General features: G+C 59.2%; 19 protein-coding genes and 1 pseudogene. 9 read left to right on the top strand and 11 right to left on the bottom strand.

Annotated elements, in window-relative coordinates:
• Window positions 1-88 precede the first annotated feature (88 nt).
• Window positions 89-301: a cold-shock protein gene (locus AC3EML_RS09395; protein ID WP_023671852.1), complete on the bottom strand. Its 213-nt coding sequence runs from the start codon at window positions 299-301 to the stop codon at window positions 89-91.
• 367 nt (window positions 302-668) lie between these two features.
• Here AC3EML_RS09395 and AC3EML_RS09390 point away from each other — a divergent pair, with 367 nt between their 5' ends.
• From AC3EML_RS09390 to AC3EML_RS09380, 3 genes and pseudogenes are all read left to right on the top strand, one after another.
• Window positions 669-896 carry a hypothetical protein gene (locus AC3EML_RS09390; protein WP_245260682.1) on the top strand — a complete coding sequence of 76 codons (228 nt, stop codon included), beginning with the start codon at window positions 669-671 and terminating at the stop codon, window positions 894-896.
• Window positions 897-1997: 1101 nt separating this feature from the next.
• Window positions 1998-2237 (top strand): annotated as a pseudogene (locus AC3EML_RS09385) (insulinase family protein); the annotation flags it as partial.
• 174 nt (window positions 2238-2411) lie between these two features.
• Complete coding sequence (locus AC3EML_RS09380) at window positions 2412-3869, top strand: NAD-dependent succinate-semialdehyde dehydrogenase (protein WP_488376738.1); 1458 nt, start codon at window positions 2412-2414, stop codon at window positions 3867-3869.
• Window positions 3870-4644: 775 nt separating this feature from the next.
• Here AC3EML_RS09380 and AC3EML_RS09375 read toward each other — a convergent pair.
• The 4 genes from AC3EML_RS09375 to AC3EML_RS09360 all read right to left on the bottom strand — a co-directional run bounded on the left by AC3EML_RS09375 (window position 4645) and on the right by AC3EML_RS09360 (window position 9948).
• Entirely contained in the window at window positions 4645-6648 is a 2004-nt protein-coding gene (locus tag AC3EML_RS09375) for a class I tRNA ligase family protein (protein ID WP_352522149.1), read from the bottom strand.
• 321 nt (window positions 6649-6969) lie between these two features.
• Window positions 6970-7749: a phytanoyl-CoA dioxygenase family protein gene (locus AC3EML_RS09370; RefSeq protein WP_352522148.1), complete on the bottom strand. Its 780-nt coding sequence runs from the start codon at window positions 7747-7749 to the stop codon at window positions 6970-6972.
• Window positions 7750-8250: 501 nt separating this feature from the next.
• The gene (locus tag AC3EML_RS09365) at window positions 8251-9555 is read right to left on the bottom strand and encodes a lysine N(6)-hydroxylase/L-ornithine N(5)-oxygenase family protein (protein ID WP_352522147.1); all 1305 of its coding nucleotides are present in this window, start codon (window positions 9553-9555) and stop codon (window positions 8251-8253) included.
• A 9-nt stretch (window positions 9556-9564) separates the two neighbouring features.
• Window positions 9565-9948 carry a hypothetical protein gene (locus AC3EML_RS09360; protein ID WP_352522146.1) on the bottom strand — a complete coding sequence of 128 codons (384 nt, stop codon included), beginning with the start codon at window positions 9946-9948 and terminating at the stop codon, window positions 9565-9567.
• Window positions 9949-10956: 1008 nt separating this feature from the next.
• Between AC3EML_RS09360 and AC3EML_RS09355 the strand changes: the two genes are divergently transcribed.
• Window positions 10957-11469: a hypothetical protein gene (locus tag AC3EML_RS09355; RefSeq protein ID WP_352522145.1), complete on the top strand. Its 513-nt coding sequence runs from the start codon at window positions 10957-10959 to the stop codon at window positions 11467-11469.
• 147 nt (window positions 11470-11616) lie between these two features.
• Window positions 11617-12312 (top strand): OmpW/AlkL family protein, encoded by a 696-nt coding sequence (locus tag AC3EML_RS09350; protein WP_352522144.1) that lies wholly within the window; start codon window positions 11617-11619, stop codon window positions 12310-12312.
• 373 nt (window positions 12313-12685) lie between these two features.
• Here the strand turns inward: AC3EML_RS09350 and AC3EML_RS09345 are convergent, their stop codons facing one another.
• Window positions 12686-12904, bottom strand: coding sequence for a helix-turn-helix transcriptional regulator (locus AC3EML_RS09345; protein WP_023690571.1), 219 nt, complete (start codon window positions 12902-12904; stop codon window positions 12686-12688).
• A gap of 122 nt (window positions 12905-13026) precedes the next feature.
• On the opposite strand from AC3EML_RS09345, the gene AC3EML_RS09340 reads away from it, so the two are divergent.
• Window positions 13027-13293: a DNA -binding domain-containing protein gene (locus tag AC3EML_RS09340; protein ID WP_352522143.1), complete on the top strand. Its 267-nt coding sequence runs from the start codon at window positions 13027-13029 to the stop codon at window positions 13291-13293.
• Between the two features lie 257 nt (window positions 13294-13550).
• Here the strand turns inward: AC3EML_RS09340 and AC3EML_RS09335 are convergent, their stop codons facing one another.
• The 5 genes from AC3EML_RS09335 to AC3EML_RS09315 form a co-directional block, all read right to left on the bottom strand.
• Complete coding sequence (locus AC3EML_RS09335; protein ID WP_352563475.1) at window positions 13551-14747, bottom strand: IS256 family transposase; 1197 nt, start codon at window positions 14745-14747, stop codon at window positions 13551-13553.
• Window positions 14748-15677: 930 nt separating this feature from the next.
• A complete protein-coding gene (locus tag AC3EML_RS09330) occupies window positions 15678-16406 on the bottom strand; it encodes a LuxR family transcriptional regulator (protein ID WP_435053462.1) in 729 nt (242 codons plus the stop codon).
• 536 nt (window positions 16407-16942) lie between these two features.
• Window positions 16943-17962: a GlxA family transcriptional regulator gene (locus AC3EML_RS09325; RefSeq protein ID WP_023690620.1), complete on the bottom strand. Its 1020-nt coding sequence runs from the start codon at window positions 17960-17962 to the stop codon at window positions 16943-16945.
• Window positions 17963-17997: 35 nt separating this feature from the next.
• Window positions 17998-19107 (bottom strand): mandelate racemase/muconate lactonizing enzyme family protein, encoded by a 1110-nt coding sequence (locus AC3EML_RS09320; RefSeq protein WP_352522263.1) that lies wholly within the window; start codon window positions 19105-19107, stop codon window positions 17998-18000.
• An 8-nt stretch (window positions 19108-19115) separates the two neighbouring features.
• Complete coding sequence (locus AC3EML_RS09315) at window positions 19116-20669, bottom strand: trimethylamine methyltransferase family protein (protein ID WP_352522265.1); 1554 nt, start codon at window positions 20667-20669, stop codon at window positions 19116-19118.
• Window positions 20670-21139: 470 nt separating this feature from the next.
• Between AC3EML_RS09315 and AC3EML_RS09310 the strand changes: the two genes are divergently transcribed.
• From AC3EML_RS09310 to AC3EML_RS09300, 3 genes are all read left to right on the top strand, one after another.
• The gene (locus AC3EML_RS09310) at window positions 21140-22075 is read left to right on the top strand and encodes a glycine betaine ABC transporter substrate-binding protein (RefSeq protein WP_352522262.1); all 936 of its coding nucleotides are present in this window, start codon (window positions 21140-21142) and stop codon (window positions 22073-22075) included.
• An 81-nt stretch (window positions 22076-22156) separates the two neighbouring features.
• Window positions 22157-23308: a quaternary amine ABC transporter ATP-binding protein gene (locus tag AC3EML_RS09305; RefSeq protein WP_352522261.1), complete on the top strand. Its 1152-nt coding sequence runs from the start codon at window positions 22157-22159 to the stop codon at window positions 23306-23308.
• 33 nt (window positions 23309-23341) lie between these two features.
• Window positions 23342-24187 carry an ABC transporter permease gene (locus tag AC3EML_RS09300; RefSeq protein ID WP_023690615.1) on the top strand — a complete coding sequence of 282 codons (846 nt, stop codon included), beginning with the start codon at window positions 23342-23344 and terminating at the stop codon, window positions 24185-24187.
• Window positions 24188-24192 lie beyond the last annotated feature (5 nt).

The following is a 24192-nucleotide window of genomic DNA, read 5'->3' as shown; positions in this document are numbered from 1 at the left end:
GCTGCCCTCACTTTTGCTCGTCCCTATCGAGCGGCCGTGAGCACTTCCGGGCCTACACGCCCACCCTTGCGACTTCGCAGGAGAAAATTCAACCAGCTTTGCTCAGGCTGCCAGCGGAGGACTTGCCAGTGCGGCGATCCTGCTCGATTTCATAGTTGATCTTCTGGCCGTCAGCGAGGGTCGAGAGGCCCGCGCGTTCGACAGCGGAAATGTGGACGAAAACATCCGGCCCGCCATTGTCGGGCTGGATAAATCCAAACCCCTTGGTGCTGTTGAACCACTTTACCGTTCCAGTCGTCATATACTTGTTCCTTCTTCTACAATGCAACGTGGGCAGGCCATTAGGCCTGTCCGAGTCATAGCCGAGAGTTGGGCGCAGCAAAAAGCGAAAAATTGTTAAGCCCCAATCAGCTGGCGCACTCCATTGTTGGCGTAGCCGCCAGCAAGCACTGTCCACACTACCGCTCGACCAGGCCGGAAGCGCTCGATCTTCCAACGCTCCTCAGCGCCCAGGTCTATGGCTCGTGCTTTGGCACGAGACGTAAGGCCGATTGCTGCTCGTGCCGTCAGGTCAAAGGCCGGGTAGTTCACGGAGCTGCCTTCGTGCATAACACCTTGGGAGCGCCTTAAGGAGTTTCGAGTTGGATTGTTTCAAGAGGGTCGAGGGGTTGATCGATGCGACCAGCGTGGAAGCGATCGATAGCGCGCGCGTTTTGCTGGACCAGTTCAAGGGCAAGTCAGAAACAATCGCCCAAGCGATTGACGACTTCCTGCTTGATTTCATGACCTTGCTGTTTGTGGTAGAAGCCACGCGCGAGCAGTTCCACAATCCGGCGAGGCGGTTAGCGCGCATCAGGTTGAGCAAGGTAAGGCTGTTACTCACGCGATGCTCTTGACCTAAGCGACCACTCCGCCAGGCATGCATTTGCAGCCGAGCGCACCGGGCGGTATTTTACGCACATGAAATCAATCGCGACCGCTAGATTCTGCTGTTTGGTTCCCATGGACGACGGCAAGCGCGGACAGCTTCCGTGCTGCTGTCCTGCAGCGGCAAATGTGCTGCATGCCCCCATCCAAGGCGAGCTCGACGTTTGTTTCTTACGTTGACCAAGGTCCCGCGAAAACACTCCCCTTTCCGCAGCAACTCATCACTGTTCAACCGCCTCGCGGCAGGCCATCACGCCAGAAGACAGCAACGGCATCGTTTTTCCCGCCCAGTCCTACGACCTCGTTTTCCAGCGCCTCGCGAATGTCGCCACCCGCCGTTTTTTTTCAGGTCCGTCTTCGCGCGCGAGCTGGGTCCGCGCCCACTTAGCTACGCTGCTCACGCCTCTACCCTTCAGCACCGCCCGGTCTGACTGTCGAGGACATCGGTCCGCTGGAGCGACAACATTTCAATTCTGACCGTCGGTGCAGCGGCCTTCGAAGCGCATCCCGTCCCCCTTCCCCAGCAGCGCGCCCAATCGTCTTCCAATGAAGAAGAGTATTCTCAGCCGTGCTCGCGTCGCCTTCAGCCCTGTTCGATGGCCCACAATGTCGGATGCACAACATGTCAGACTGACTTGTCCACATGCCTCGAATGTTTTCTGATCTGGCACGGTGCATGCGTGGTCGTCCGCAAGGCGTCGCGGATCAAGGAAAATCCCCCCATTACCATCCCCCCAAGAACACCGCCGCCGGTCTCCTGGGCTCATCCCAAGATGAGGCTCGAGTGAGCCCTGGCCGCATGATTCATCTGGCTCGGCCTGCCCGCGATCCTCCCACGGGATCGAAGACGCAGCCCGTTCATGAAAATGAGGAACAAATCACTGCCTCGAAACTTGCCTTTCCAACCGGAGCCATCGATCACCCCCTGGCTGCGCAAGCCGTTCACTGCCACCGCCCTGGCCTGGCGACGACCGCTCCGGCTCTGGCCGCCACCGACGGCGGCAAGATTTCCTGCTCGATGATGGCATGGAACGGTCGACATGACCCCGCGCAAATCGTCACTCACATGATCGTTGCGGCCGAATCAGCCCTACCGCATTCCGGTGAACGGCTGGACGCAGGAGATGGAGAAGCTGAACGGCACCGATCGGTTCACGATGTGCAACGAATACCGCCGACCGAACAACGCCGTGCTGGTGGTGGCCGGCGACGCAGAGCCTGAGACGGTGAAGGCGCTGGCCGCGAAGACCTATGGCAAGGTTGCGCGCGGGCCGGACCTGCCACCGCGCAACCGACCGGTCGAGCCCGACTAGTAGAACCGCTAGGCGTCTTGTAGCGTATTCTCCCTCCCACTTGGGTACCGTGGTCTGCTAGCTGTATGGCCGAGGCCCTATAAGGAACCTTTACGTCCGGAATACACACCGCACCTGCTATGGACACCTGCCGCGTTGAGGAGGAATCGGATATTGCCCCTGTGCCTGCCGATGATCCGTCACCTGCGATCCCCTGACCTGTTTGGACCCATCGATCGCCTGCCGGCACTTGGCACGCGGATGGGCGAGCGGACATTTGAAGTTCTCAACCCGTCGACCGGCGAAGTGCTGGCAGAACTACCCGATATGGGTGTCGAGGAGACATGCGCTGCGATCGACAAGGCCTATGTCGCGCAGCCTGGATGGGCAGGGTTTACCGCACGTGAGCGCAGCGACGTTCTATGGCGATGGCATCAGTTGATCATCGACCACGCCGACGATCTCGCTGCAATTCTCACCGCGGAGATGGGCAAGCCGCTTGCGGAAGCCAAGTCGGAGATATCGCATGCTGCGGCGTATCTGCAATGGTACGCCGAGGAGGCAAATCGCGTCTATGGCGAGACGATCTCCGCACCATCGGCCGACCGCCGAATGCTGGTGATCAAGCAGCCCATCGGGGTCGTGGGCACGATAACACCATGGAATTTCCCGGTGTCGATGGTGGCGCGCAAAATCTCGCCAGCCTTGGCGGCGGGCTGCACGATCGTCCTCAAGCCCGCTGAACAGACGCCGCTGGTGGCTGGAGCAATGTTCGCCCTCGCCCATCAGGCAGGCTTTCCCGAAGGCGTCGTCAACCTGATCTACGCATCCGAAGGTGACGCGGTCGGCCGCGAACTTTGCACAAATCCCAAGGTCCGCAAGATCAGCTTCACCGGGTCTACTGAGATCGGGCGCCTACTCATGCGCCAGTGCTCGGCCCAGATCAAAAAAGTCAGCCTAGAGCTCGGCGGCAATGCACCTTTCATCGTCTTCGATGACGCGGATATCGATGCCGCGGTGGACGGTGCCATCCAGGCGAAGTACCGCAATGCCGGCCAGACCTGCGTTTCAGCGAACCGCCTTTACCTCCAGTCGGGCGTTCACGACGAGTTCGTCGAGAAATTCGTTGCACGGGCTCGCCAACTTCAAGTTGGTGACGGTTTCGCGCTCGGAGTGGACATAGGACCCCTCATCGACATGAAGGCTTTGGCCAAGATTGAATCCCATATTGCCGATGCCGTAGCTAAAGGCGGCGCGATTCGATGCGGGGGCAAACGCATCGGCACGAATGGCACGTTTTTCCAACCAACGGTCCTGACCGGTGTCACCAGCGAGATGACCGTCGCGCGCGAAGAGACATTCGGGCCGCTCGCACCGATTATTCACTTCAAAGATGCGGATCAGGTCGTGCGTGATGCCAATGAAACGATCTACGGCCTCGCGGCCTATTTTTATGCGTCCAACCTGAAGCGTGTCTGGCGTGTCGCCGAGGCCTTGGAATATGGAATGGTCGGGGTAAATACCGGCCGGATGTCTTCGGAAGCGGCGCCGTTCGGTGGGATAAAACAGTCCGGCATCGGGCGGGAGGGATCCCGCCATGGGCTCGAGGATTACCTCGAAATGAAATATCTCTGCATGGGCGGCATCTGAAGCATCGGCTTGCAAGGTTCACAGACGGGGTAACCTAGCGAGCGATCTCCAAATATGTGAATTGTAGGATCGATTGGGAACTGAGGGGGGCTCCGTACCCGAGCAACACGCAATCCTGAGGAGCGCCTCTCGACGAGACAAGCGTCTGCATGTCGGCGAAGACGGCGCGCAATCTACGGTGGATACGTTTGCGATTTAGCGGCCCTCGCCGACTATCTACAGGCGACGGGCTGTCGTTGCGCAGGTATGGTTGGAAGCTTGTGCACCATAGCTATCGTGAACGCTGGTTGTGGCAATATCCGTTTTCGTGGGCAGAATTCGACCTGCCATATTCAGATTGTCAGTAGCTCAGTTGTTCTTCGGCCGACGGCCGCGCCGGTACAGGCTCGGACAGAACCGAAGATACCATCAGGCAGGCATTCGCATTGGTGATCGGCGCACGATCCAAGGCGCCAGGTTGACCAAGCGGGTCGAATCGCATGACAGCCTTGACCGGCTGGAGGACGGAATGCCGATGCCGCAGAGGTTGTCAGCGCAGTCGAGCCCACACGGCATTGCGGCACGAACAGCAAGGGATGGGAAGCGATCGGCCGAGCGGCCCTCGAAGGCCGGGGCAGGGGATCGACGATGCGTTGGTTCAGGTCCGCCAATCTGGTACCCTTTGATAGCGGCTTCGGTCGCCAGTGACAGCGAGTAAAGATGTTTGGCATCATCGGCTTTGATTGCCGCGCAAATCTGGTCGAGATTGGGACAGCTCACTGGTGCACCTTCGGGCTCATAGTGCTTCCTCCTCATCGAGATGAGGATTGCCGGACTTGGCGTAGAACACCAACACGGGTCTGAGATCAAAGCGCGTCCCGGGTGCAAGGCGCTGGACGGACCGGGGCCATGTTTCGGTTGAGACGCCATCGATGCCTCGCGCCAGCGTTCTGGCGAACCGGGGCATTAACGGAGCGACTGTCGGTGCCATGATCGCAGCGGCCGTCGTCTGAAGGGCTAGCGAAGTTCGATTGCGGGCGGGGTAGAAACATCGCGCAGCCGCATAGTCTCGCGCCCGACGGTAGATCACGCAATCGCGCACGAAATCGCAGGCCTGAGCGGCCGCGCGCCGGACCGAGAACCCTTCGTCCGAATATGCCCGCTCCATCGCCGCGCGATAGATCTCTATCCGAGCAAAGAAGGCGCGGTCGACTGGGCTCCAGTCGCCTGCATCCGGTACACGGCCGGCAAAATCCTGCTTGATTTCCTGGTCCAACGCATCAAGCCAGTTCAGCCAAATGCCTTGGAAGACCTCCTTCTCGGTGCGGCGCAGCGCGTCCAGCGTGAAATCCGTCCGCTCCCCTTCCGGGCGTGTCAGGCCTAAATGAAGGCGCACGACGTCGACTGTCTTTGGGCTCAGAACCTCCTTGCCCCAGACCGCATGGCGGCAGCTGGTTGAGAACTTCTTGCCCTTGAGCAGGTAGAACTCGTTGACGTGATAGCGAATGCGTGGCGTCCAGTGGGAGAAGACCTCGGCGTAAAGAGCGGGGTAGAGTAGCGCGTGGTAGAACGAATTGTCGAAGCCGAAGAAATGGACAATCTGCCAATCGCTGCCGGGCATCTCCGCATTCCAGTCGCGACCCAGCGAGCGGCCGAGCGCCTGGATGTTGTAAAGAAAACCGAAGGCCATCTCCGGCCAGACCCAGATCACTTGCCCCGGGAACCCTTCGGCCGGCAGGCCCCAGTCCGAGGGGTGGGTAATGGGTACTGAAAATCCGCCGCGTTGGCGTAGGCGCGCGAAGAGATCCAAGATGCGTAGCGGGACGCCTGATGCCCTTAGATGCCGGTCGATAAGGTCGTAGCAGCGGTCCAGGGCAAGTTCCGGACGGCGGAGGGAGCCGACCAGCGGCGCTTCGGCAGACTGCCGTGACCGCGCTGCACCCAAGTCGTGGCAAAGGTTTGGGGCGCCGCATTCCTCGCAGATGTTGCCAGCGGCGGAGTCGCCGCAATCGGGGCAGAGGCCTCTAACATCCGGCTCATAAAGATAGTGGCCTGTCACAGCATCGAAAAGCGCGGGGCTCTGGCGCAGATCTACCGCCGTGCTGCTCAGAAGAGTTCGGAAACACGCGGCTTGAAATTCGCGGTAACCGTCATCGCCCATTGTGGCTTGGAAGCTGTGGACGTCACAATCGAGAAGTGCAAGCGTGGCGCGAATCTCGTCCGAGTAGTAGCGCGCCACGTTTGCAGGCGTCCATTGATCGGTAGCGGCGCGTGTCGCGACGTAGCTCTGGTAATCGTCGCTTCCGGTCAGGTGATACGCCTCGACCCCTTTCATGCGCAGGAAACGGGTATAGACGTCCGCGCCGAAATAGGGGCCAGAAAGATGCCCCAGATGCAGATCGCCATTTGGCGTTGGCGGCGCGGAGAAGACGAAGGTCGGCCCGCGTGGAGCCGTGGTCTTTGCAGCGGCATCAAGGGCGGCCTCGCCGTCTCGCCAGTAGACATCGACGAAATCCAGGTCTTTGTTCCCTTCGTTGCGCAGCACATGCGCTTCAAAAGGATGGAACAGAACGACGTCGCCGGCCTCGACCGAGATTTCCCCAAGGTCAGTGGTGACCTTGCCCGCACCAGACAGAACCACGAAGGCCTCGATTTCGTCGTGCCGATGGGGCTCGGATGTGACCCCGGGTCCAACCTTTCCGAACGAAAACCCCGTGCGAGCGCTGCCCGTTCCAAGCGTGGCCGTGTCGATGCCGAACGCTTGCGACAGCTCCGTTCGAGAAAACGTGTATTTGCGCATGACAACGAACCTAAGGTGTTGAAGAGTGGGACGGACCTTCGGCTGCCAACGAACAGCCTCAAGTGCACTTCACGGAGAGAAACGGCAGTCCGACCCGTTGGCGGCCCGGCCAGGATAGTGCAGCTCTGGGCCGGCAGCGGGCGACCAAGGGGGCGCTAGTCGGGCTGTAGGCACACAGAAGACCGCTTGCGACCACCTCCACAAGCCACGTGCCAAAGCGTCCGATGCTCCGCGAGCCCGCAAATCAGACCGCCATACCGTCCGCGCATTTTTGAGCGGTCGATCAGTTTCGTGCGCATGCCTCCGCCTGGCTGCGTGAGCTCAATCGCGATAGAAGATGGCATTTGGGGGCTTGAGATTGTCGAGATCGGCCACTTTGCCCTCGGGCGGGTTAAGGGCGCGCTTAAGCACGTTATATTCAGCGCGGGTCGGCCCACCGGTTGAGGCACGCTGGAACACCAAGTAGAGTGTCCGCCGAGAACGATTGCTTTTGTTCGGTCGTGAGTAGTGCGGCGCGTAATCGTCGAAGATGAAGATGTCGCCAGCCTTCCATACTACCGGTTCCCAGGAGAACTTATCGGCGACTTGAGGATAGATCACCCCACCGGCATCCATGGGAAAGACCCCCTTTTTGTGGTTGCCGGGGCTGAAGAAAAGCCCGCCGTTTTCCGGGTCGGAGTCGTCGATGCCTATGGCAACCACGGCATGGACCATCCGGTCGGGGAGTTTGTGTGGAATGTGACAAATGTCCTGATGCGGGAGATAGCCGCCGCTGTCGGGGTAGTGGAAAATAAGCAACTCCTTGAGCCTGCGCGAATCTTCGCCAAGCAAATCTTCGACCGCTGACTTTATGCGCTGATCTTCTAATAGCAAACGACGCAATGGATCATGGAAGTCGAGAAAATTCTCGATCTTGGATATGATCTTTCGATTGTCCGTCGTCTTCTCGAACCACATGAGCCATTTATCATCGCTGACATCCCAGCGTGACACATCTTCGACAAAATTAGAGATATCTTCCTGAGCCGCTGGCGCAAAGAAGCTTTCGAGCCTGACGTATCCGTCTTTCTGCCACTTGTCTCTTTGTGTATCAGTCAGCATGCGAAAAGGCTCCTGTTGGAAAGACTGGTTGGTCGGACCCCAATTAGGGCAGTCGGGCGCTGGCAAGTTGCGGTCCACGGAAACGGTCCCATGCATGTGGGACGGCGATGCTAAGTGCGTTCCGCTCCGACGGATTTTGTCCGCAGAAGCTCGGCGCGAGACTGCCTATGTCATGCTCAACCGGGTCCAGGGCTTCGGTAAACTGGGCCGGATCAATCGGTTCACCCGGTCTAGCCGCTACAAGCATCGCTAAAGGCCTGCACCATCCGCTGACCGCCGACCCAGCCATGGCCCCCAAGACCACGGCGCTCTTTCGTGTGAGCGACCTGGTACGGTCTTGACAACCGTAGGGGAAATGCACGCCCGCAGAATAATGCGATGCGCCGCTTGGTCCAAGAACTTGCTCCGTCACGATGATTTCGGAGAAGCCTCCGGCCTTCGCCGCAGCGGAGGCGGACAACGTTCCCAGGATACCGCCGCCGATGATCAGAAGTTTACGAGTCATATCCCGCTGCCCATTTCTTCGGCTACGGGGGCGGGCCAGCTCTCGATCGAGGTATGGCTAATGAAGCCAGGATGCTCGGGGTTCGCGCATGGCGCGCGCCCAAGAAGGCTATCGAGGATGCGGCGCGCGCGCCAGGCCAGCAGACTTAGGTTCGGATCGGCCAGGCCGCGCTGCCCGAGGCTCGCGTTTTGTACGAAGATGCGTCTGTCACGCGGTCCGTCCCAGCTCACCGAAAAATCCTCGCGAATAGCTAATTCATTGTCGATATGCTCCAGCCGGTGCGCGATAGGTTCCAAGAAGTCTGGCATCGCGTTCTCGTAACCGGTGGCCAGCACGACGATATCAGCCCTGACTTCTTCGACCTCGACCATGCCGGGCTGCAGGGTCAGCCTGTGACCCGCGCCGGCGTTGATGCAGTGCGAGACGGTGCAGCCCGGCCGCAGTGTGATGTCGGATCGGTTTGGCTCGAAAAATGCGTGGCGGTAGAGCGCCTGATAGATCGCCCGCAACGTGCTTTCTGAAATGCCGTCCGAGGCAAGCACGAAACGCCGCAGGAGCAGCTTACGCTGCGACTCGCTCATCGCCGCGAAACGATCCGAAAAGCAGGGCATGAACAACTCGTTTGTGAACGGGCTGTTGTCCAGAGGCAGGTAGTTTTCGCGCTGCGAGACCCAAGTGATCGAGGCAGGCCGCCGTTCTTTCGGCAGGCCGATAAGATGCAACATCACCTCGGCTCCCGATTGTCCTCCGCCGACCACGCAGACATGCTTTCTCCGAACCTCAGGGTGGATGTGCAGTAAAACAGATGAGTGGAACAGGTTGCGTCCAGTCCAGCCCTGGAACTGAGGCGGAATTTGCGCCTGCTTGCCAATGCCCACCACGACGTCTCTGGCGCCGAGAACCGCCTTATCCGTCCGCACCCGAAACTCGCCGTCAAAGCGGATTTCGCGTACTGTCTCACCGCCACGCACAAGTGGGTTCCTGTGGAAGACCCAGTTTAGGTATTGTTCGAACTCCATTCTGAGCACGGCTTCGAACTGTGCGTTCAGGAAGTGATACAGACGCCCGTTCTCGTGCAGGAAGTTTACGAAAGTGTAGGCTGATCGCGGATTCACTAGAGTGATCAGGTCCTTGAAGTGGCTGACCTGGAGCTCCGAGGAATCGAATGCACTGCCTGGATGCCAGCGGAAGTCGACCTGCCGATCCAGGAACACCGCCCCTTTCCCGACTTGCTCGTGTAGCTGACACGCAAGGCTCAAATTGGACGGGCCAGCACCGATCCCAACGCAAGATAACTCCACTGCTTCCTCCTATAGAGTCTTCCCACTAGGCTGCTTGTTCGCGGCGAATATCGGCCACAGCCATTGGGCCCCCTCGCGGACGTTCGGAGCACCGGTCCCGACCGGGTTTGCGAGAATTTGCCCAGCGCGTTCGCGTCGTCGAATGTAGACCGGAGCATTCCAGCGCGGTGAAATCGAGGGGTCAGGCCGGCGACGTGGGGCAACGACGTATGTCTTTCCGTTCGTCTGGATGCCCGCGTCGCCGTCACGCGAGACGCTTTGCAGGCCCATTAAGGTGTTTGAAGCCGGCCCAATCGCCGGCCCGACCATGACGCGCCGGCCTTTCGGCGGCTTGATGGCAGGCGAGAGCGCGGTGTTCACTACGGCGACGGCATTTTCGGTGCGCTTGATCATGGACGACGTCTCGCTGATGCGTTCGCAGAGTCCCATGCATGGGCCGTGCCAGAGAAGGATTCTTTATTAAACAACGGGTTGGCGGATTTACGATCCTGTCCGACATCCGACATTGAGGGGGACGCTTCAGGGCGGCGCCCGATTTCCACTTCGGATAAAATAGTTTTCCGAATAGCTAATCGGGCACCCTCTGCATCAGAATACTTCTATCTTATGGGGACCAGCACAGTCTTCATGAACGGACAGTGCAGAACCCTGCGTCTCTGTCGGACAGATCACGATATGCCGTGTCCATCGAGCTCAGCAGTTGCAAGAGCTGCCAGATCCTTCGCCCTATCGTGCCGTTGCACTGGCTCGATCCCGACATCCTCGGAGGCCGCGATCACGAAGAGTGACGCAAACTCATGTCCGCCGCGAGGCCTCTCTCATGGGAAGCAATTCTCTTTCTTGGTGAAGGATCGATGCTCATGCTCAGATGGTCGCGGATGGGCGGATGCCCGGCCTAAGCGCATCAATGAATCTCTGTACAGATAGCCGGAACAGAATTGGTTATTCTGCCGGTCCAAAGCACGACGCCATTCCATCCCTGCGGCTCAATCCAGGCGGAGGGATGAGGCAGCAGTCTTTTGCGCGCCTACCGGTCGGCCAGGAATGGGAGCCCTCGTAAACGCAGGCATTCGATGATCGCTGCCGCGGAGCTCCTCAGGCCGTGCCGTGCCCGACACCGGCAACGTGGTGGTCGTCAATCGTCCCGTCGCCGATGTCGATCCGAAGCTCGGCCAGTTCGCGGTGAGCTTCACTGCTATTCCGCAGTGCCCACGAGCTCGCACACGAGATTCTATCAGGGCGGTCACGGCTGCACTCGTTGTCGGGTCTGCGACAAAGTCGACATGAGGCACACGGCAGTCAGAGCCATGTCATTGTTGTGAAATGGTTTTCTCGTTTGGCACGACACGTGCAAGACTATCCGCAAACGCGCTGCGGCAAGGACTGAGGAGAAATCATATCATGATCGAGCCCGCCGAACATGCAGTCGCAGCTGCGAAAACTGGGCCTTTCCGAGCCGACATGACGTTGCGGTTATTTTCCAGTCGACACCATACTTCACGATATCCGGACATGACCGTATTCGATTTCCAACCAACGCTGAATGCCCCGCACGATGATCCCTATCTTTGGCTCGAAGATGTGGAAGGAGAACAGACAATTGCCTGGGCCGCCAGCCAGGCCAGGACCCTGGGGCAGCTCGGTGGAACACAGTTCAATCGTGACCAAGACGCGCTGACAGCGATCTTCGACCGTCCCGACAAGATTCCCGTGTTCATGCGGCGCGGTCAGTACCTCTACAATTCTGGCAAGACGGCCAGAAATCCGCCCTCGCTGTGGGGCCGGGACCACCATTGCCGCCTACGCAGATCCTGCTCGCCACCACGAAGCGAGCCGAACGCGCCCACCCAGGCCACGCGCGTAAGATGGTCGCAAAGCTGCAGGCCTCTGGTTATCCCGCTTACTTCTAAGTGAGTACAGGTGGATGATTGCGAGCACGGCGTAAATGTGTGTGCGCGGTCCCACGCACACTGCGCATGAGCGCTCCGCCAATATCACGCAATTCGAGCAAGACTTTTCGTAGTTCAATGCATTTTTTCTGAAGAGCAAGGAGACAATATCATGGCGAGAAACAAAATGCGGGCCGCGCGGGGAGTAACAGCGGCCGTTGTCCTCATCGTGATGGGACAGCAGGCCGTTGCGGCGGACCTTGCGCAAGCTGCTACCGTCCCGAAGGCAGGAGCCTTTGTCACGGAAGCGCCAAGCCCTTGGCAGATCCGGCTGCGTGGGTTGGGGGTCATCACTGAGGATTCGGGTCACGTCAATGCGGTGCCGGGCTCTGGTCTTTCCTATTCGGACACGTTGACGCCGGAACTCGATATCTCCTATTTCTTCACGGACAACATCGCCGCCGAGCTTATCCTCGGCACCACCTACGCCAACATCGAGGGCCAAGGAGCGATCGGCGCGCTGGGCAATATCGGCAAGGTCTGGCTGCTGCCGCCCACGCTCACATTGCAGTATCATTTTACCGATTTCGGGGCGTTCAAGCCCTATGTAGGCGCCGGCGTGAACTACACGATCTTCTATGACCAGGATGCCGGCAGCGCCGATGCTCTCAATGTTGAGAACACCTTCGGCACGGCGCTGCAGGTCGGATTCGACTACATGGTGGATCAGCACTGGGGTGTTAACTTCGACGTGAAGAAGCTGTTCCTCAAGCCAGACTTCGACGTCACCGTCGACGGCGCGAGGCAGACGGGGAAGGCGGAGCTTGATCCCTGGCTGATAGGCGCAGGTGTCACCTACCGCTTCTGATGCGCGACGCAAAGGTGCTGACAGCCGATCTGAGATGAAAGGGCGCCTCAGGCGCCCTTTCCACGCCGACTCTCCACGGGCGGAGTCGGCGTGGAACAGTAGAGGGTGGGGTGTAACCCCTCGGGCGGGGACAACGTCCGAACCTGAGGAACGGTCCTGATCAACTTTATGCAAATCTTCATCCAGCGCATAACAGCCGATTGTCGGGAGACTTGAAGAAGCCGTTATTCGGAGTCGGCGTCACCGATAGGCTGCCCGGCGCCAGGGGCCCGAAGCCGAACGGGACAAGATGGCTGGGCCTGCGAAGAAGACCGGCGCGGTTCCGCGATGTCACGCACGCGGGCCCGTAGCAATTACTTGAAAGTCGGGTGGGTCAGGTCTGTTTGTCGGGCCGAACCAGATCCGTGTGGCTGACGCCGAGAGCCAATGCCAGTTCATAGATCGTGATGATCGTCGGATTTCTTCGGCCTTTCTCTAAGCCGCTGATGTACTGCTGGCTGAACCCGGAAATCTCGGCAAGCTGCTCCTGCGTCAGACGCTTCCTTAGCCTGATGCTCTGCACATTACGTCCGACTAACCTGCGCATATCCATGCACGACAGCCAGCGGATTACGCAGCTTGAGTTTATCAACTATAATATGTAATCCACGTTGAGCATCTAAATCCGCTGGCGGAGGGCTTCGCGGAGGCCGTTTTCCGGAGGTATAACCAGCGATGTTACAGCCTAAGTCGAACACGCCAATTGCCGACGAAGTGCACTGGTCGGACAGCCTCACGGTCTACGATAAATCGCATTTCACGACTTATATGCGGCTCCTAGACGCCTCCGCCGATGATGCAAGCGAAGAAGAGATGGCCCACGTCATCCTCGGCATCGATCCAGCACGCGAACCGGAGCGCGCCAGGAAGGCTCTTCGTAGCCATCTCGACCGTGCGAACTGGATGGTCACTACTGGCTACAAGGAATTGTTCGCCGGCTGAACAATTACACCGTGCGCTCCATGTCCTGGATGGCGCGGCGAACGCCTCCACGCAGAGTCGGCAGGATGCTCACCGGCCGGCCTGAACCTGGCTCGCCGATCATGGTTTCGGCATTTCCCGTTCCACCCCCGGCAGGCGAACCGCCGAGGGCCTGGAGGACGAGGCAGAGGCGACGGCCACGCGCTTGCGGTGGACACAAGGATCTGGCAGTCGGTTGTGTGCGTCAAGTTCTGCAAAATGGGCGATCATGAAACTGGTCATGCGGCTTGGCGTAGAGCGAGCTTCTTGTGCTCGCGCAGATCATCCATGTTGATATAGCGGTTGGCCTCCATCCAGTTTTCGTTGGTTTCGACGGCCAGCGCCCTGACCAGGCGCAGGCAGCTTTCGGCGTTCGGGAAGATGCGCACGACATAGGTGCGCCGGCGGATTTCCTCGTTGAGCCGCTCCAGCATGTAGGTGGACTTGAGGTGCTTGTGATGCTGACGCGGCAGCCGGAAGAAAGTCAGCGTCTGTTCTATGGCTTCTTCCGCCCAGGTGGTCAGCCGCGGGTAGCGGGCGGACCATTTGGACAGCCACGCGGCGAGATCGGCCTTGACCTCGGCGAGATCGCGCCGGTCGTAGAGCCAGCGCAGTTCCTGCAGACAATCGTCGCCGTGCTTCCTGGGCAGGTGATCGAGCGCGTTCCTGAGGAAGTGGACGTAGCAGCGCTGCCATGCTGCTTCCGGGATCACCTCGCCGATCGCCGCGACCAGGCCGGCATGGTCGTCGGACACGGCCAGTTCGACGCCCTTGAGACCGCGTCGTTTCAAGCCGACGAGGAAGTCCTTCCAGGCCGAGCGGCTCTCGCGATTGGCCATCTCCACGGCCAGGATCTGCCGGCGCCCGTCCCAGTCGATGCCGACCGCGATCAGCACCGCCTGGCTCATGACAACACCGGCTTCACGCACTTTCTCGTAGCGCGCATCGAGGATGAGGTAAGGAAACGGCTCTTGAAGGGGGCGCCTGGCAAAGGCAGCGAGGCTCTCGTCCAGCCGCTTGTTGATGGCCGAGATCGACGAAGCCCAGAACGCATGACCGCACAGCTCTTCCGTGATCGCCTTGACCTTGCGGGTCGACACGCCCTGCACATACATCTCCGCAAGCGTCGCAACCAAGGCCCGCTCCGAACGCTGGTAGCGCTCGAACAGCTCGGTGGAGAAGTGACCCGCCCGGTCCTGTGGAACCCGCAGCTCAAGCTTGCCCACCCGGGTGACCAGGGTGCGGCCGTAGTAACCCGAGCGATACCCAAGGCGCTCAGGCGTGCGTTCGCCCTTCGAAGCACCCAGCGCCTCCTCCATCTCGGCCTCGAGAACCTCCTGCATTACCGCACGGATCACTTCGTGCAGCCCCTCCGGGTTCGAAAGCAGAATGTCTTTGACGGCAGCGCTGGTCGATTTACCTTCTGTCTTGGTCATGGTGGCGTTCCTTCCAGGGAATCGGTGACGTTGAACATCACCAGCCTGCCATGACCGCCCTCTATCAGCGAATTTGCAGAACTCTCAGCACACTACCTGGCAGTCATCCGGGCGTAGCTAAAAAGATGATATACATTAAAGGCCCGCAGCCGGTGTCTCAACTGCCAGGCGGGCAGATCGATAGGGTCCTTATGGCGACGTACGGATTGAGCACCACTCCTCGAACTCGGGGGTTGGAGATGTCGCCCATCACGCCTGAGAGAGTCCGCGAGACAGAATCGCCTCAACGCGCTAGGTCGACGCGCGACGCGACGATGGTGTGGTAGCCTTCCACCGGTCCGGCCGGCCGGCGGCGCTGCCTTCTGCCCAGTTCATGGCCCGGGCCCGCCAAGATCACGACGGCCCGACATCACATCGCCGCCTCATGAACCCGCCATAGCCGAACGGCATCCACCGTCTCGTTGGAGCCGTTGATATGCGGCCACGCCGCGGGTTTTTGTGTGGGTTCTCCGGTCCGCGCGGCCGGCGCGGCGAAGCATGCGCTCCATGGACAGATGGGTGACGGTGACAATTGGGCCGGCACAGCGGGACGGGCCGAACTCGATCATAGCTGTGAAGAGCATCGAGCGCACGGCGGTGCTTTCCCAGACGCTCGGTTCCTTGGGCGCCGTCTTTCCTTCCAACAGCACAAACAGTATCGCAAAACATGGTCGCCCCGCCCGACATTCGTCCGCACATCCGTGGGGCCTCCCCTTGAAAACGCGGTATCGTAGAGGGTGCATGTAATTCGTTGCCAAGTCAGTACCAACCAGCCGCAATAAGTGCATCATGATGCGTCTAGAGGAAAGGATGACCTTGCATTGGAGGCGAATGGCCAGCCGAAAACAGCCTTTGCTCATGCTCAATAGAACCAAAGACGAATTCAGCTTCTCAGAGAATTGAAGATCGTGATGAGGCCAGCAGGGCTACGGCCTGATCCTTGGTGTGCACGCCGAGCTTCTTCTTCACATTGTCGAGGTGGAAATCGACGGTACGCGGCTTGATGCCCAAGATGCAGCCGACAGCCCAAGAGGACTTGCCGCGCGCGGCCCATTGAAGGCATTCATATTCACGAGGTGTCAACGGAACGCCGTCCACTGTTCGATTGCCGGACAGCTTTCGACGAGCATAAATGTGAAAACATGTCGCCATGAGTTGGAGCGCCTGTTCGTATCGCCCAGCAACGCGCAGGGAGGCGGAATTGGGCTTATCAGCGGCAAAGGTCATAGCTGCAACACAGCCTCTGCGATCGATAATCGGGATTGTCAAACCGCACCGGATGCTGAACTGGGCCGCCTCATCGAATAGCTTCTCTTGAGCCGGCAACATCTCAATGCAACGCAAATCCGACCCCGGCCATTGAAACGGGGAGCCGCCACACCGCGCACGTATAATGACGGGATCGACTTTCTGATACTGGTTTTGCAGATAGTGAGCGGTCCAGGGAGGTGGATAATTTGAGATCAGCTTGGGCTCGCCACAAGACTGCAACGGCAAAGACAGATAGGCAAAGGTGAGTAGATCAAGTGCTGCGGCCGCCCCAGCCATGGCATCCCGGAAATCTGTTTCATCGACACTCTCCGACAACTTTTCCAGAAATGTCTCGAAGAGAGGCGGCATGTTCTTCGTCATTGTCCTCGCTCAATCGCTTTGTCCATCTGCTGCGCGCCATTCTGACCTGGAGACTCCGCCATAAGCCGAGCCTGCATAACTGCGGCCGGTCTTAGCAAGCAGAGCTGACGGCTTTAGAATGCCACAAGGCGCTGCGTGATCTTCGCATAGTCGTCACCAACCGCAGCTGCGCTGGACTGTTCGAACGGCCGTCACGGAGAAGCTACAGCATCTTCCCAACGCAATAACGCAATCGGAGAGATCTTCTTGCGAAATGAAATCCTCGCCACCCCTGCATGGTACAATCGTGATCGTCCTGCGCCACCATCATCGGGGCGTTATCAAAAGCCCTCAATCAAATGGTCGCCCGGTGAACTTGGGTCGACAGAGAAGAGGACAACGGAGTAGGCGCATGTCGCCGTTTTGAGGCCAAAGATCCGGGCGTATTGTTGCAACGCTATCTGATTGTTGCTGGGCAGATCGACTCCGAACATTTGCCATGGATAGAGGGGGCGCTGTTCTCCGCTAAATTCAAACACCAATTATCATCTTAAGCCGGGCCCAACCCAAGGCGGCACTATCGCTCGACACTGCTGCGGAGACATTCGATTGAAGGCTCTGAAGCACTTTGCGAAATGCGAAGCAGACGTAAACCCGCAGGCCATGGCAACGTCAATGATGGGCATTCGTGTGCCTTCGATCAGGCGCTTCGCATGGTCTGTGCGAATGCGGAGATAGTGACGCACTGGCGGAACTCCGATATGGGAAGCGAACAAGCGCTCCAGCTGGCGCCGCGATACTCCGGCCCGTTGCGCGACCTCCTCCATTGTCAGCGGGAACTCTACATTTTCCTCCATGATCCGCATTGACATCAGGAGCTTGTCGCTGACACCCGCAAAGGCTAGACCCGACGGCCCGGTCTGGCGGTTTGATCCTGAGCGCTGACCTTGGACAGTCGAGTGGCGGCAGACCTCCTGTGCAATATACCCGCCGGCATGGCTGCCGATCAGATCGACGGCCAGGTCAAAAGCTGCCAGTTCTCCTGCGCAGGTTGAAAACTGGCCGTCCTTGACAAACAGGGAATCGCTTATGCGGGGTTGGTTGAATACTTCGGCAAAAGCAGCGAGCCGCGACCAGTGTATCGTGCAGCGTGTACCTGCCAGAAGCCCCGTACGAGCGAGCAGCCATGTCGCTGTCCCCACCGCAGATATCGGCACCGCGCGACGCGCCATCGTTCGCAGAAATCCGTTGAGCTCAGGCGTCAGTTGCTGTTCTACCGGTTCGCCCGTTACGATAGCGAGCTGGTTCGGTCTTCGATCGTCGGAGCCGAAAACCAGTTCGTCTATCGTGACATCAACAGCAACCGAAAGGCCGTTGGCGCCCTCGATCGGCCGAGCGTCAAGCCCCGCGATGCGCCACCGGAACAGCGGCAGGCTCGACACCGTGTTTGCGATGCGAAAGGGTTCAATATAGGCGTGAAGCGCCAGGTGCGAGAACCCGGGTAAGACCAGAACCACCAGGTCAAACGGTCGATCGGCCGCCGCCGGTTTCTTCGGCGTGGCCAACGACGTGATTGCTCTAACGTTGGCGGGTGCGTTCACTAGGATCCGTACGTGGCTACTGGCTGACCGAACATGCCGGGTTCCGGTTTGATGCCGAGGCCGGGCAGTTGCGGTACGGCGATGTGACCGTTTTCGATGACAATCGGATTCTTCGCGTCGAAATGTCCTTCGATATATTCCTGCGCGATCCAGGCGCCCTCAAAACGGCGCGGCTCCACAGTGGAACCTAAGTGCACGCAAGCCGCCGCGATTATGTCGCCACCCCATGCGTCATCACAACTGTGCGGTAGCGAGCGGATGGCGCAAACGTCGCGGATTGTCGCCATTTTGGTGAGGCCGCCGAGACGCGTGACCTTGAAGCCGAAGCCGTCCGCTATGCCGAGGGAGATCGCCCTGAGTACTGCGTTCTGATCTTCGGTGCTCTCGTCCAAATATACCGGATGCGTCACCCTGCCCTTCAGGGTGGCGATCTCATCCATAGTATTGCAGGGTTGCTCGAAAACGAAGGGGATCGCGTGGCAAAGCCGGTCAAGATGAATGGCGGCAGCGACAGTGAGCCCCCTGTTGCCATCCACTGCGAGACGCGCTTTGTAGCCTACCGTTTCCCAAACCTTGTGAATCGAGGCCACATCCTGTTCGAGATTCCGCCCCGAGATTTTGACCTGCAGGCGTGGATAACCTGACTTCACCTTGTCGGCGGCTATCCTGGCCGTTTCGTCAGGCGGGCCAACAATGAGCGAATAGTAGGCCGGAACACGGTCGACGAGCGCGCCTCCCAGCAGTGTCGAGACCGGCACTCCAAGCCGCTGGCCGAGAACGTCAAGGAAGGCTATGTCGAACGCTGCCTTGGCATAGCCATGCCCGTTCAAGCGCTCGTCCATGCATTTGGTGAGGAGCCTGATCGAGGCAATCTCGGCACCCATAAGACCTGGGGCGATCTCGGCAATCGCCGCGCGTGCGCCGAGCGCGTGATGCGGCTGATAAACCGGCCCGACCGGGCAGGTTTCGCCCCAGCCAGTCAGTCCGTCATCGGTGCCAATCTCGACTATAGTGCTGTCAAGCGCGTCTACGTCGTCGCTGGCCATTCGGTAGGTGCCACCTTTAACGGGTAGCTGGACCTTATAGACGTTGATCTGGTCAATGCGCATGAGGATGCTCAGTATTCCTCGTTGAGCGCGTCGACAGCGGGGATTTCCCGCGAGCGCCGATCGATATACGCGCGCAATTCCTCGTCCTTGGCGATGTCGAGCTTTGGTTCTTCATATTCGGCCAGAAGGCGGCGCGCATGCTCCAGGGCACGCTGCTTGATGTCCTTTGAGCCATCAGCGTACCACTGCTCAACCGAGTTATTGTCGAAGAGTTTCGGAATAAAGAAAGCCTTCTCGAAGTTCGCCTGTGTATGCGGATGGCCAAAGTAATGGCCGCCTGGCCCGACGTCGCGGATCGCAGCCAGGGCTTCATCGAAATCGTCCCACTGGATGCCTTGTGTCATGCGATAGCCCATCGCGCAGACTTCGGCGTCGACAACGAATTTCGCGATCGAGCAGTGCATGCCGGCTTCATTCCAGCCAGCAGAATGCCAAATGTAGTTTGCACCTGACAGCAGCACGGCCATCATGGTCATCGCACTTTCATAGCCAGCTTGCGCATCGAAGATCTTGGCGCCGCCAAGCAAGTTCGAAGTGCGCCATGGCACGTTATAGCGACGAGCCATCTGGCCGATCATGAAATTCATGAGCGAAATCTCTGGCGTTCCCGCCATCGGCGCTCCCGATTGCATCGACACGGTCGATAGGTAATGCCCATAAATCGCAGGGCAGCCCTCGCGCACCACCTGCGTGTAGGCAAGTGCGGAAAGCGCTTCCGCATTGAGCTGCGCCACTGCCGCCGCGGTCGAGGCTGGCGTGTTCGCGCCGCCGAGAACGAAGGGCGAGCACAAGACGGGCTGATTGCGCCGGCAGAAAGCTCGCATGCCGCCCAGCATGACCTGGTCCCACACCAGCGGCGAGTTGCCATTGCAGTTTCCGGTGGTGACTGCATGGTTCTCAAGGAAGCCTTCACCGAAAAGGATTTCGCACATGTCGAGCACGTCCTCGGCATTCTTGGGCGAGGTGGTCATGCCCATGAAAATCTTGTCGGAATGCTTTATTGACGAATAGGTGATGTGCAGGTGCCGGTGCGCGACGACAATGTCCATCGGTTCGACGATGTGGTGAGCCGACGAATGTAGCGCCGGCATCATATGGGCAAGCTTGTGGAAGGTCCCAAGGTCCGCGATCGTCGGGCCACGCCTCACATCATCGAGATCGCGCATGTACGGCGCGCCTGTCATGGGCACGAAGATTGATTTGTCGCCTCCGAGTTCGACATTCTTCGCCGGATCGCGCGCGAAATATTCGACGTTGGGGGGAATGGTCTTGATGAGCTCCATGACCAGGCCGCGGTCGAGATGAACGCGGTCATCGGCGCGCACGTCCGCTCCGACTCTCTTCCAGTCCTCAATCGCGATCGGATCGCGAAACACCACGCCTACTTCTTCCAGGATAGAGAGAGAAGCCTTGTGAATGCGTTCGACCTGCTCGGCATCCATCGGCTCTACCACCGGCAGGCCGCGCTTGAGCGTCGGCAACATGTCGACCTTTGGTGCGGTGCGGATCGTCCGCCTCGCTTCCCGCCCGCCTCTACGAGAGAGCTGTAGTTGAGCAGTCATGCCGGCCTCCAGACAAATATGTCGCGACCGAAACCGGACCGCACTCAACCATTGCCGGAGCTTTGAGCCTTGACCTACTGCAAAAGTCTCATGCGAGTGTTGACTAAAGGGCAGGCTGGGCCGCCGGCTCACTCACCCGGACTCGAGAGATGGTCGGGTGGAGCAGCGGCGGAGCTTTCCACGTCGCAGCTCAGCCTTACGGATACCGCGGAAACTTGGACGTAATCGGCCATGACCGTAGGCATCCCGACAGGCAGAGATGATGATGCATTGCCGCAAAGCGAGCGAACTAAAGTCAATCGGGAGGCGACTTTTTTGCGTCGGCTGGCTCCCGCGGTTCCGTGGTAGCACGTTTCTTGCTTGGTGCCGGGCAAGAACAGAATAGCCCATTCCCGGATCAGACGAGGTGAACAAAAACGACAACCTCGGACTCATCTAGGCATCAGATGAGTAGCGACAGGAGGATTTGAATGCCAAGGCCAAATCTCGTCAATAATGTACTCAGCGCGAGCACGTCGCGCAGAACCTTGCTGAAAGCAGGCGGCGCCGCCGCGCTTGTCATGAGCGGCCTGACGACGGGCGCCAGGGCCGACGCGTCCCGGCCGCTGGTCTATGCCTTCGCGGCATGGTCCGACGCGCTGGCAATCACCTATGTCGGCGCGAAGCTCATCGAGGACAATTTCGGCTACAAGGTCCAGCCGCTGCAGGCGGAGCCAGGCGTGATCTATGCCTCGCTTCAAACCGGGAAGGCCGACCTCTATTCGAACTCCTATATGCAGGGGATGGGCCCGCTGAAAGGCGCCTATCACGGCGGCCAGGCGGACTATGTAAAGAAAGTCGCCGGTTCCATCAAAGTCGTCGGCGTTGCGGAAGGCCCGATGACGCAGGGCCTTGCCGTTCCGGACTATGTAGACATCAAGAGCATCGCCGAGCTCAACGACCACGCCGACAAGTTCCCAGGCGGCATCATCGGCATCGACGCCGGCTCCGGCCTCATGCAGTCCGCGGATGCAACGGTGAAGGCTTACGGTCTCAAGCTCAATCTGGTCCCGGGCAGCGAAGCTGCCATGGAAGCGGCCTTCCAGCGGGCTTACTCGAAGAACGAACCAATCGTGGTCACCACTTGGGAGCCGCTCCCGATGTGGAGCAAATTCAAGATGAGGTATCTCGAGGATCCCAAGAAGACGATGATGTCAGAGCCCTTCTACTGTTTCCACGTTACGTCGAAGGACTTTGAATCGAACTTCCCGAAGGCCCAGGCATTTTTGACAAGGTTCCACATCCCGAATGGCGAGGAAGCCAAGATCATGGGCTGGATCGACGGCGGGATAAAGCCTGAAGACGCCGCCTCAAAGTGGATCGGCGAAGTGAAAGGCAAGGGCATTATCGAGCCGTGGCTCGCCTGATCCCGAAGCACGCATCCTCCCAAGAGTGCGGGGTCCGCGCCGACCCTGCATCACCACCTGTATTATGCGCGGGAGCCTCGAATGAGCACGCGAAAGCCGGCCGTCGAGATCAAGGATCTCTACAAGATTTATGGCGGCAACCCCGAAGTGAAACTGGACAGACTGCGTTCGGGCGCCTGCGGCCCCGACGAGGGCGGCGGTTTCGTCGCGCTCAACAACATCAACATGACCATTGAAACCGGGAAAATCTTCGTCGTAATGGGTCTCTCAGGCAGCGGGAAATCGACCCTTCTTCGCTGCATCAACCGCCTTGTCGACCCCACTGCCGGCCAGATAGTGGTCAATAGGCAGGACATCACGAAAGCCGGCAAAAAGGAACTCCGCCAGATCCGCTCCAGCATGATCGGAATGGTGTTTCAACATTTTGCGCTCCTGCCGCACATGTCGGTCATCGAAAATGTTGCGTTTGGGCTCCGTGTCGCCGGGGTCGGACGCAAGGAGCGACGCGAGCGCGCAGGCAAGGCACTCGAACTCGTAGGGCTCAGCGGATGGGGCGACCGAAAGCCGTCCAACCTTAGCGGCGGCATGCGCCAGCGCGTTGGCCTGGCGCGTGCCCTGGTGATGGACACGCCGGTGCTACTGATGGATGAGCCGTTCAGCGCGCTCGACCCGCTCATTCGCGAGGAGATGCAACAGGAGTTGCTTCGGCTTCAGAGCACTCTGAACAAGACGATTGTCTTTGTGACACACGACCCAAACGAAGCGGCAACGATCGGTGACCGCATCGCTATTCTCCTCAACGGAGAGGTCGTCCAGGAAGGCCAGCCGATCGATATCGTGCTCTCCCCCGCCAGCGACTACGTCAGGGACTTCGTGCGGGGCATCGATGTCTTCAAGGTGCTGTCGGCTGGCCAAGCTATGGACGCCGTCTGCCCGCCGGTGGAACTGGCGAACAGGCCGATCTCGGAATGGACGAAACATCTGTCGAAAGACTTCGTAAAGCTCGCGCCCGACGATCTGGTCGCCCCCTATCTCGATGAGCTGGCGAAAGAGCAGCGCGCTTTTATCGTGGTTCAGAACGACGGAACGCCCGTCGGGACGGTTACCCCTAAGTCCGTTCTCAGAGCGCTCGCGGCCCATTCCTCGTTAGCCGGCGCGACGCCGAAGATCGAGAAACCGAAAGCTGCCGACACGACGAGGGCAAACGCCGTGGCAGAACGCGCGACACAATAACGATTCAAACGACTCTAGCTGAGGATCATGAGGATGGATTTTTCGGAGTTTGCAGGCACGGTTGCCGCGTCAATCGACGAGTTCACGTCCTACCTCTCAATGCATTTCGGATTTGTCTTCGATTTCATCTCGACCGTGATCCTGGGCATACAGCAGCCCTTGGCCACGGTCCTGACGAGTGCGCCGCCCTGGCTGAGCATCACGACCGTTATGGCCGCTGGTGTCCTGCTCGCGCGGCTCTCGCTGGCTATCCTCAGTGGATGTGGGCTGGCCTTCATCCTCGTCATGAATCTCTGGGCGCCGGCGATGGTGACACTGTCCCTGGTGCTTACGGCAGCCGTTGTCGCCCTGGCCATCGGGATACCAATCGGCATTCTCATTGCTGAATCGAAGCGCTTGAACGCGGTGGCTGAGCCAATACTCGACTTCATGCAGACGATGCCTCCGTTCGTGCTGCTCGTTCCAGCCGTGTTCTTCTTCGGCGTTGGAACGGTTCCGGGCATCGTTGCGACGATCTTCTTCGCCATGCCGCTGCCGATCAGGCTCACGGCCCATGGTCTCAAGATGGTTGAGCCGGAAATGGTCGAGGCGGGGGAGGCCTTTGGCGCAAGTCGCCTGGCCGTGCTGTTCCTGATCAAATTGCCGCTGGCGTTCCGCTCGATTATGGCAGGCGTCAACCAATGCGTGATGATGTCGCTATCCATGGTCATCATCGCCTCCATGATCGGCGCTGGCGGCCTGGGCGACGAAATCATTCGGTCGATCTCTCGTCTCCAGGTTGGGAGGGGCGTCGAAGCTGGCCTTGCGGTCGTTGTTTTGGCAATCCTGATCGATCGCATCACCAGGCGGATTAGCGAGAAAGTTGATCCGAGGGCCTGACAAAC

The sequence above is a fragment of the Mesorhizobium sp. P170090 genome (genome assembly GCF_057786115.1).
Note: the sequence above shows the minus strand (reverse complement) of the source record. Positions and strands in the feature narration are given on the sequence as shown.

Coding starts and splice junctions, on each gene's coding strand:
- AC3EML_RS09315 (WP_352522265.1), bottom strand. CDS start 20,669: ATGACTGCTCAACTACAGCTCTCTCGTAGAGGCGGGCGGGAAGCGAGG.
- AC3EML_RS09395 (WP_023671852.1), bottom strand. CDS start 301: ATGACGACTGGAACGGTAAAGTGGTTCAACAGCACCAAGGGGTTTGGA.
- AC3EML_RS09370 (WP_352522148.1), bottom strand. CDS start 7,749: ATGCTGACTGATACACAAAGAGACAAGTGGCAGAAAGACGGATACGTC.
- AC3EML_RS09300 (WP_023690615.1), top strand. CDS start 23,342: ATGGATTTTTCGGAGTTTGCAGGCACGGTTGCCGCGTCAATCGACGAG.
- AC3EML_RS09340 (WP_352522143.1), top strand. CDS start 13,027: ATGTTACAGCCTAAGTCGAACACGCCAATTGCCGACGAAGTGCACTGG.
- AC3EML_RS09375 (WP_352522149.1), bottom strand. CDS start 6,648: ATGCGCAAATACACGTTTTCTCGAACGGAGCTGTCGCAAGCGTTCGGC.
- AC3EML_RS09310 (WP_352522262.1), top strand. CDS start 21,140: ATGCCAAGGCCAAATCTCGTCAATAATGTACTCAGCGCGAGCACGTCG.
- AC3EML_RS09350 (WP_352522144.1), top strand. CDS start 11,617: ATGGCGAGAAACAAAATGCGGGCCGCGCGGGGAGTAACAGCGGCCGTT.
- AC3EML_RS09335 (WP_352563475.1), bottom strand. CDS start 14,747: ATGACCAAGACAGAAGGTAAATCGACCAGCGCTGCCGTCAAAGACATT.
- AC3EML_RS09320 (WP_352522263.1), bottom strand. CDS start 19,107: ATGCGCATTGACCAGATCAACGTCTATAAGGTCCAGCTACCCGTTAAA.
- AC3EML_RS09345 (WP_023690571.1), bottom strand. CDS start 12,904: ATGGATATGCGCAGGTTAGTCGGACGTAATGTGCAGAGCATCAGGCTA.
- AC3EML_RS09360 (WP_352522146.1), bottom strand. CDS start 9,948: ATGATCAAGCGCACCGAAAATGCCGTCGCCGTAGTGAACACCGCGCTC.
- AC3EML_RS09380 (WP_488376738.1), top strand. CDS start 2,412: ATGATCCGTCACCTGCGATCCCCTGACCTGTTTGGACCCATCGATCGC.
- AC3EML_RS09355 (WP_352522145.1), top strand. CDS start 10,957: ATGATCGAGCCCGCCGAACATGCAGTCGCAGCTGCGAAAACTGGGCCT.
- AC3EML_RS09305 (WP_352522261.1), top strand. CDS start 22,157: ATGAGCACGCGAAAGCCGGCCGTCGAGATCAAGGATCTCTACAAGATT.
- AC3EML_RS09330 (WP_435053462.1), bottom strand. CDS start 16,406: ATGCCGCCTCTCTTCGAGACATTTCTGGAAAAGTTGTCGGAGAGTGTC.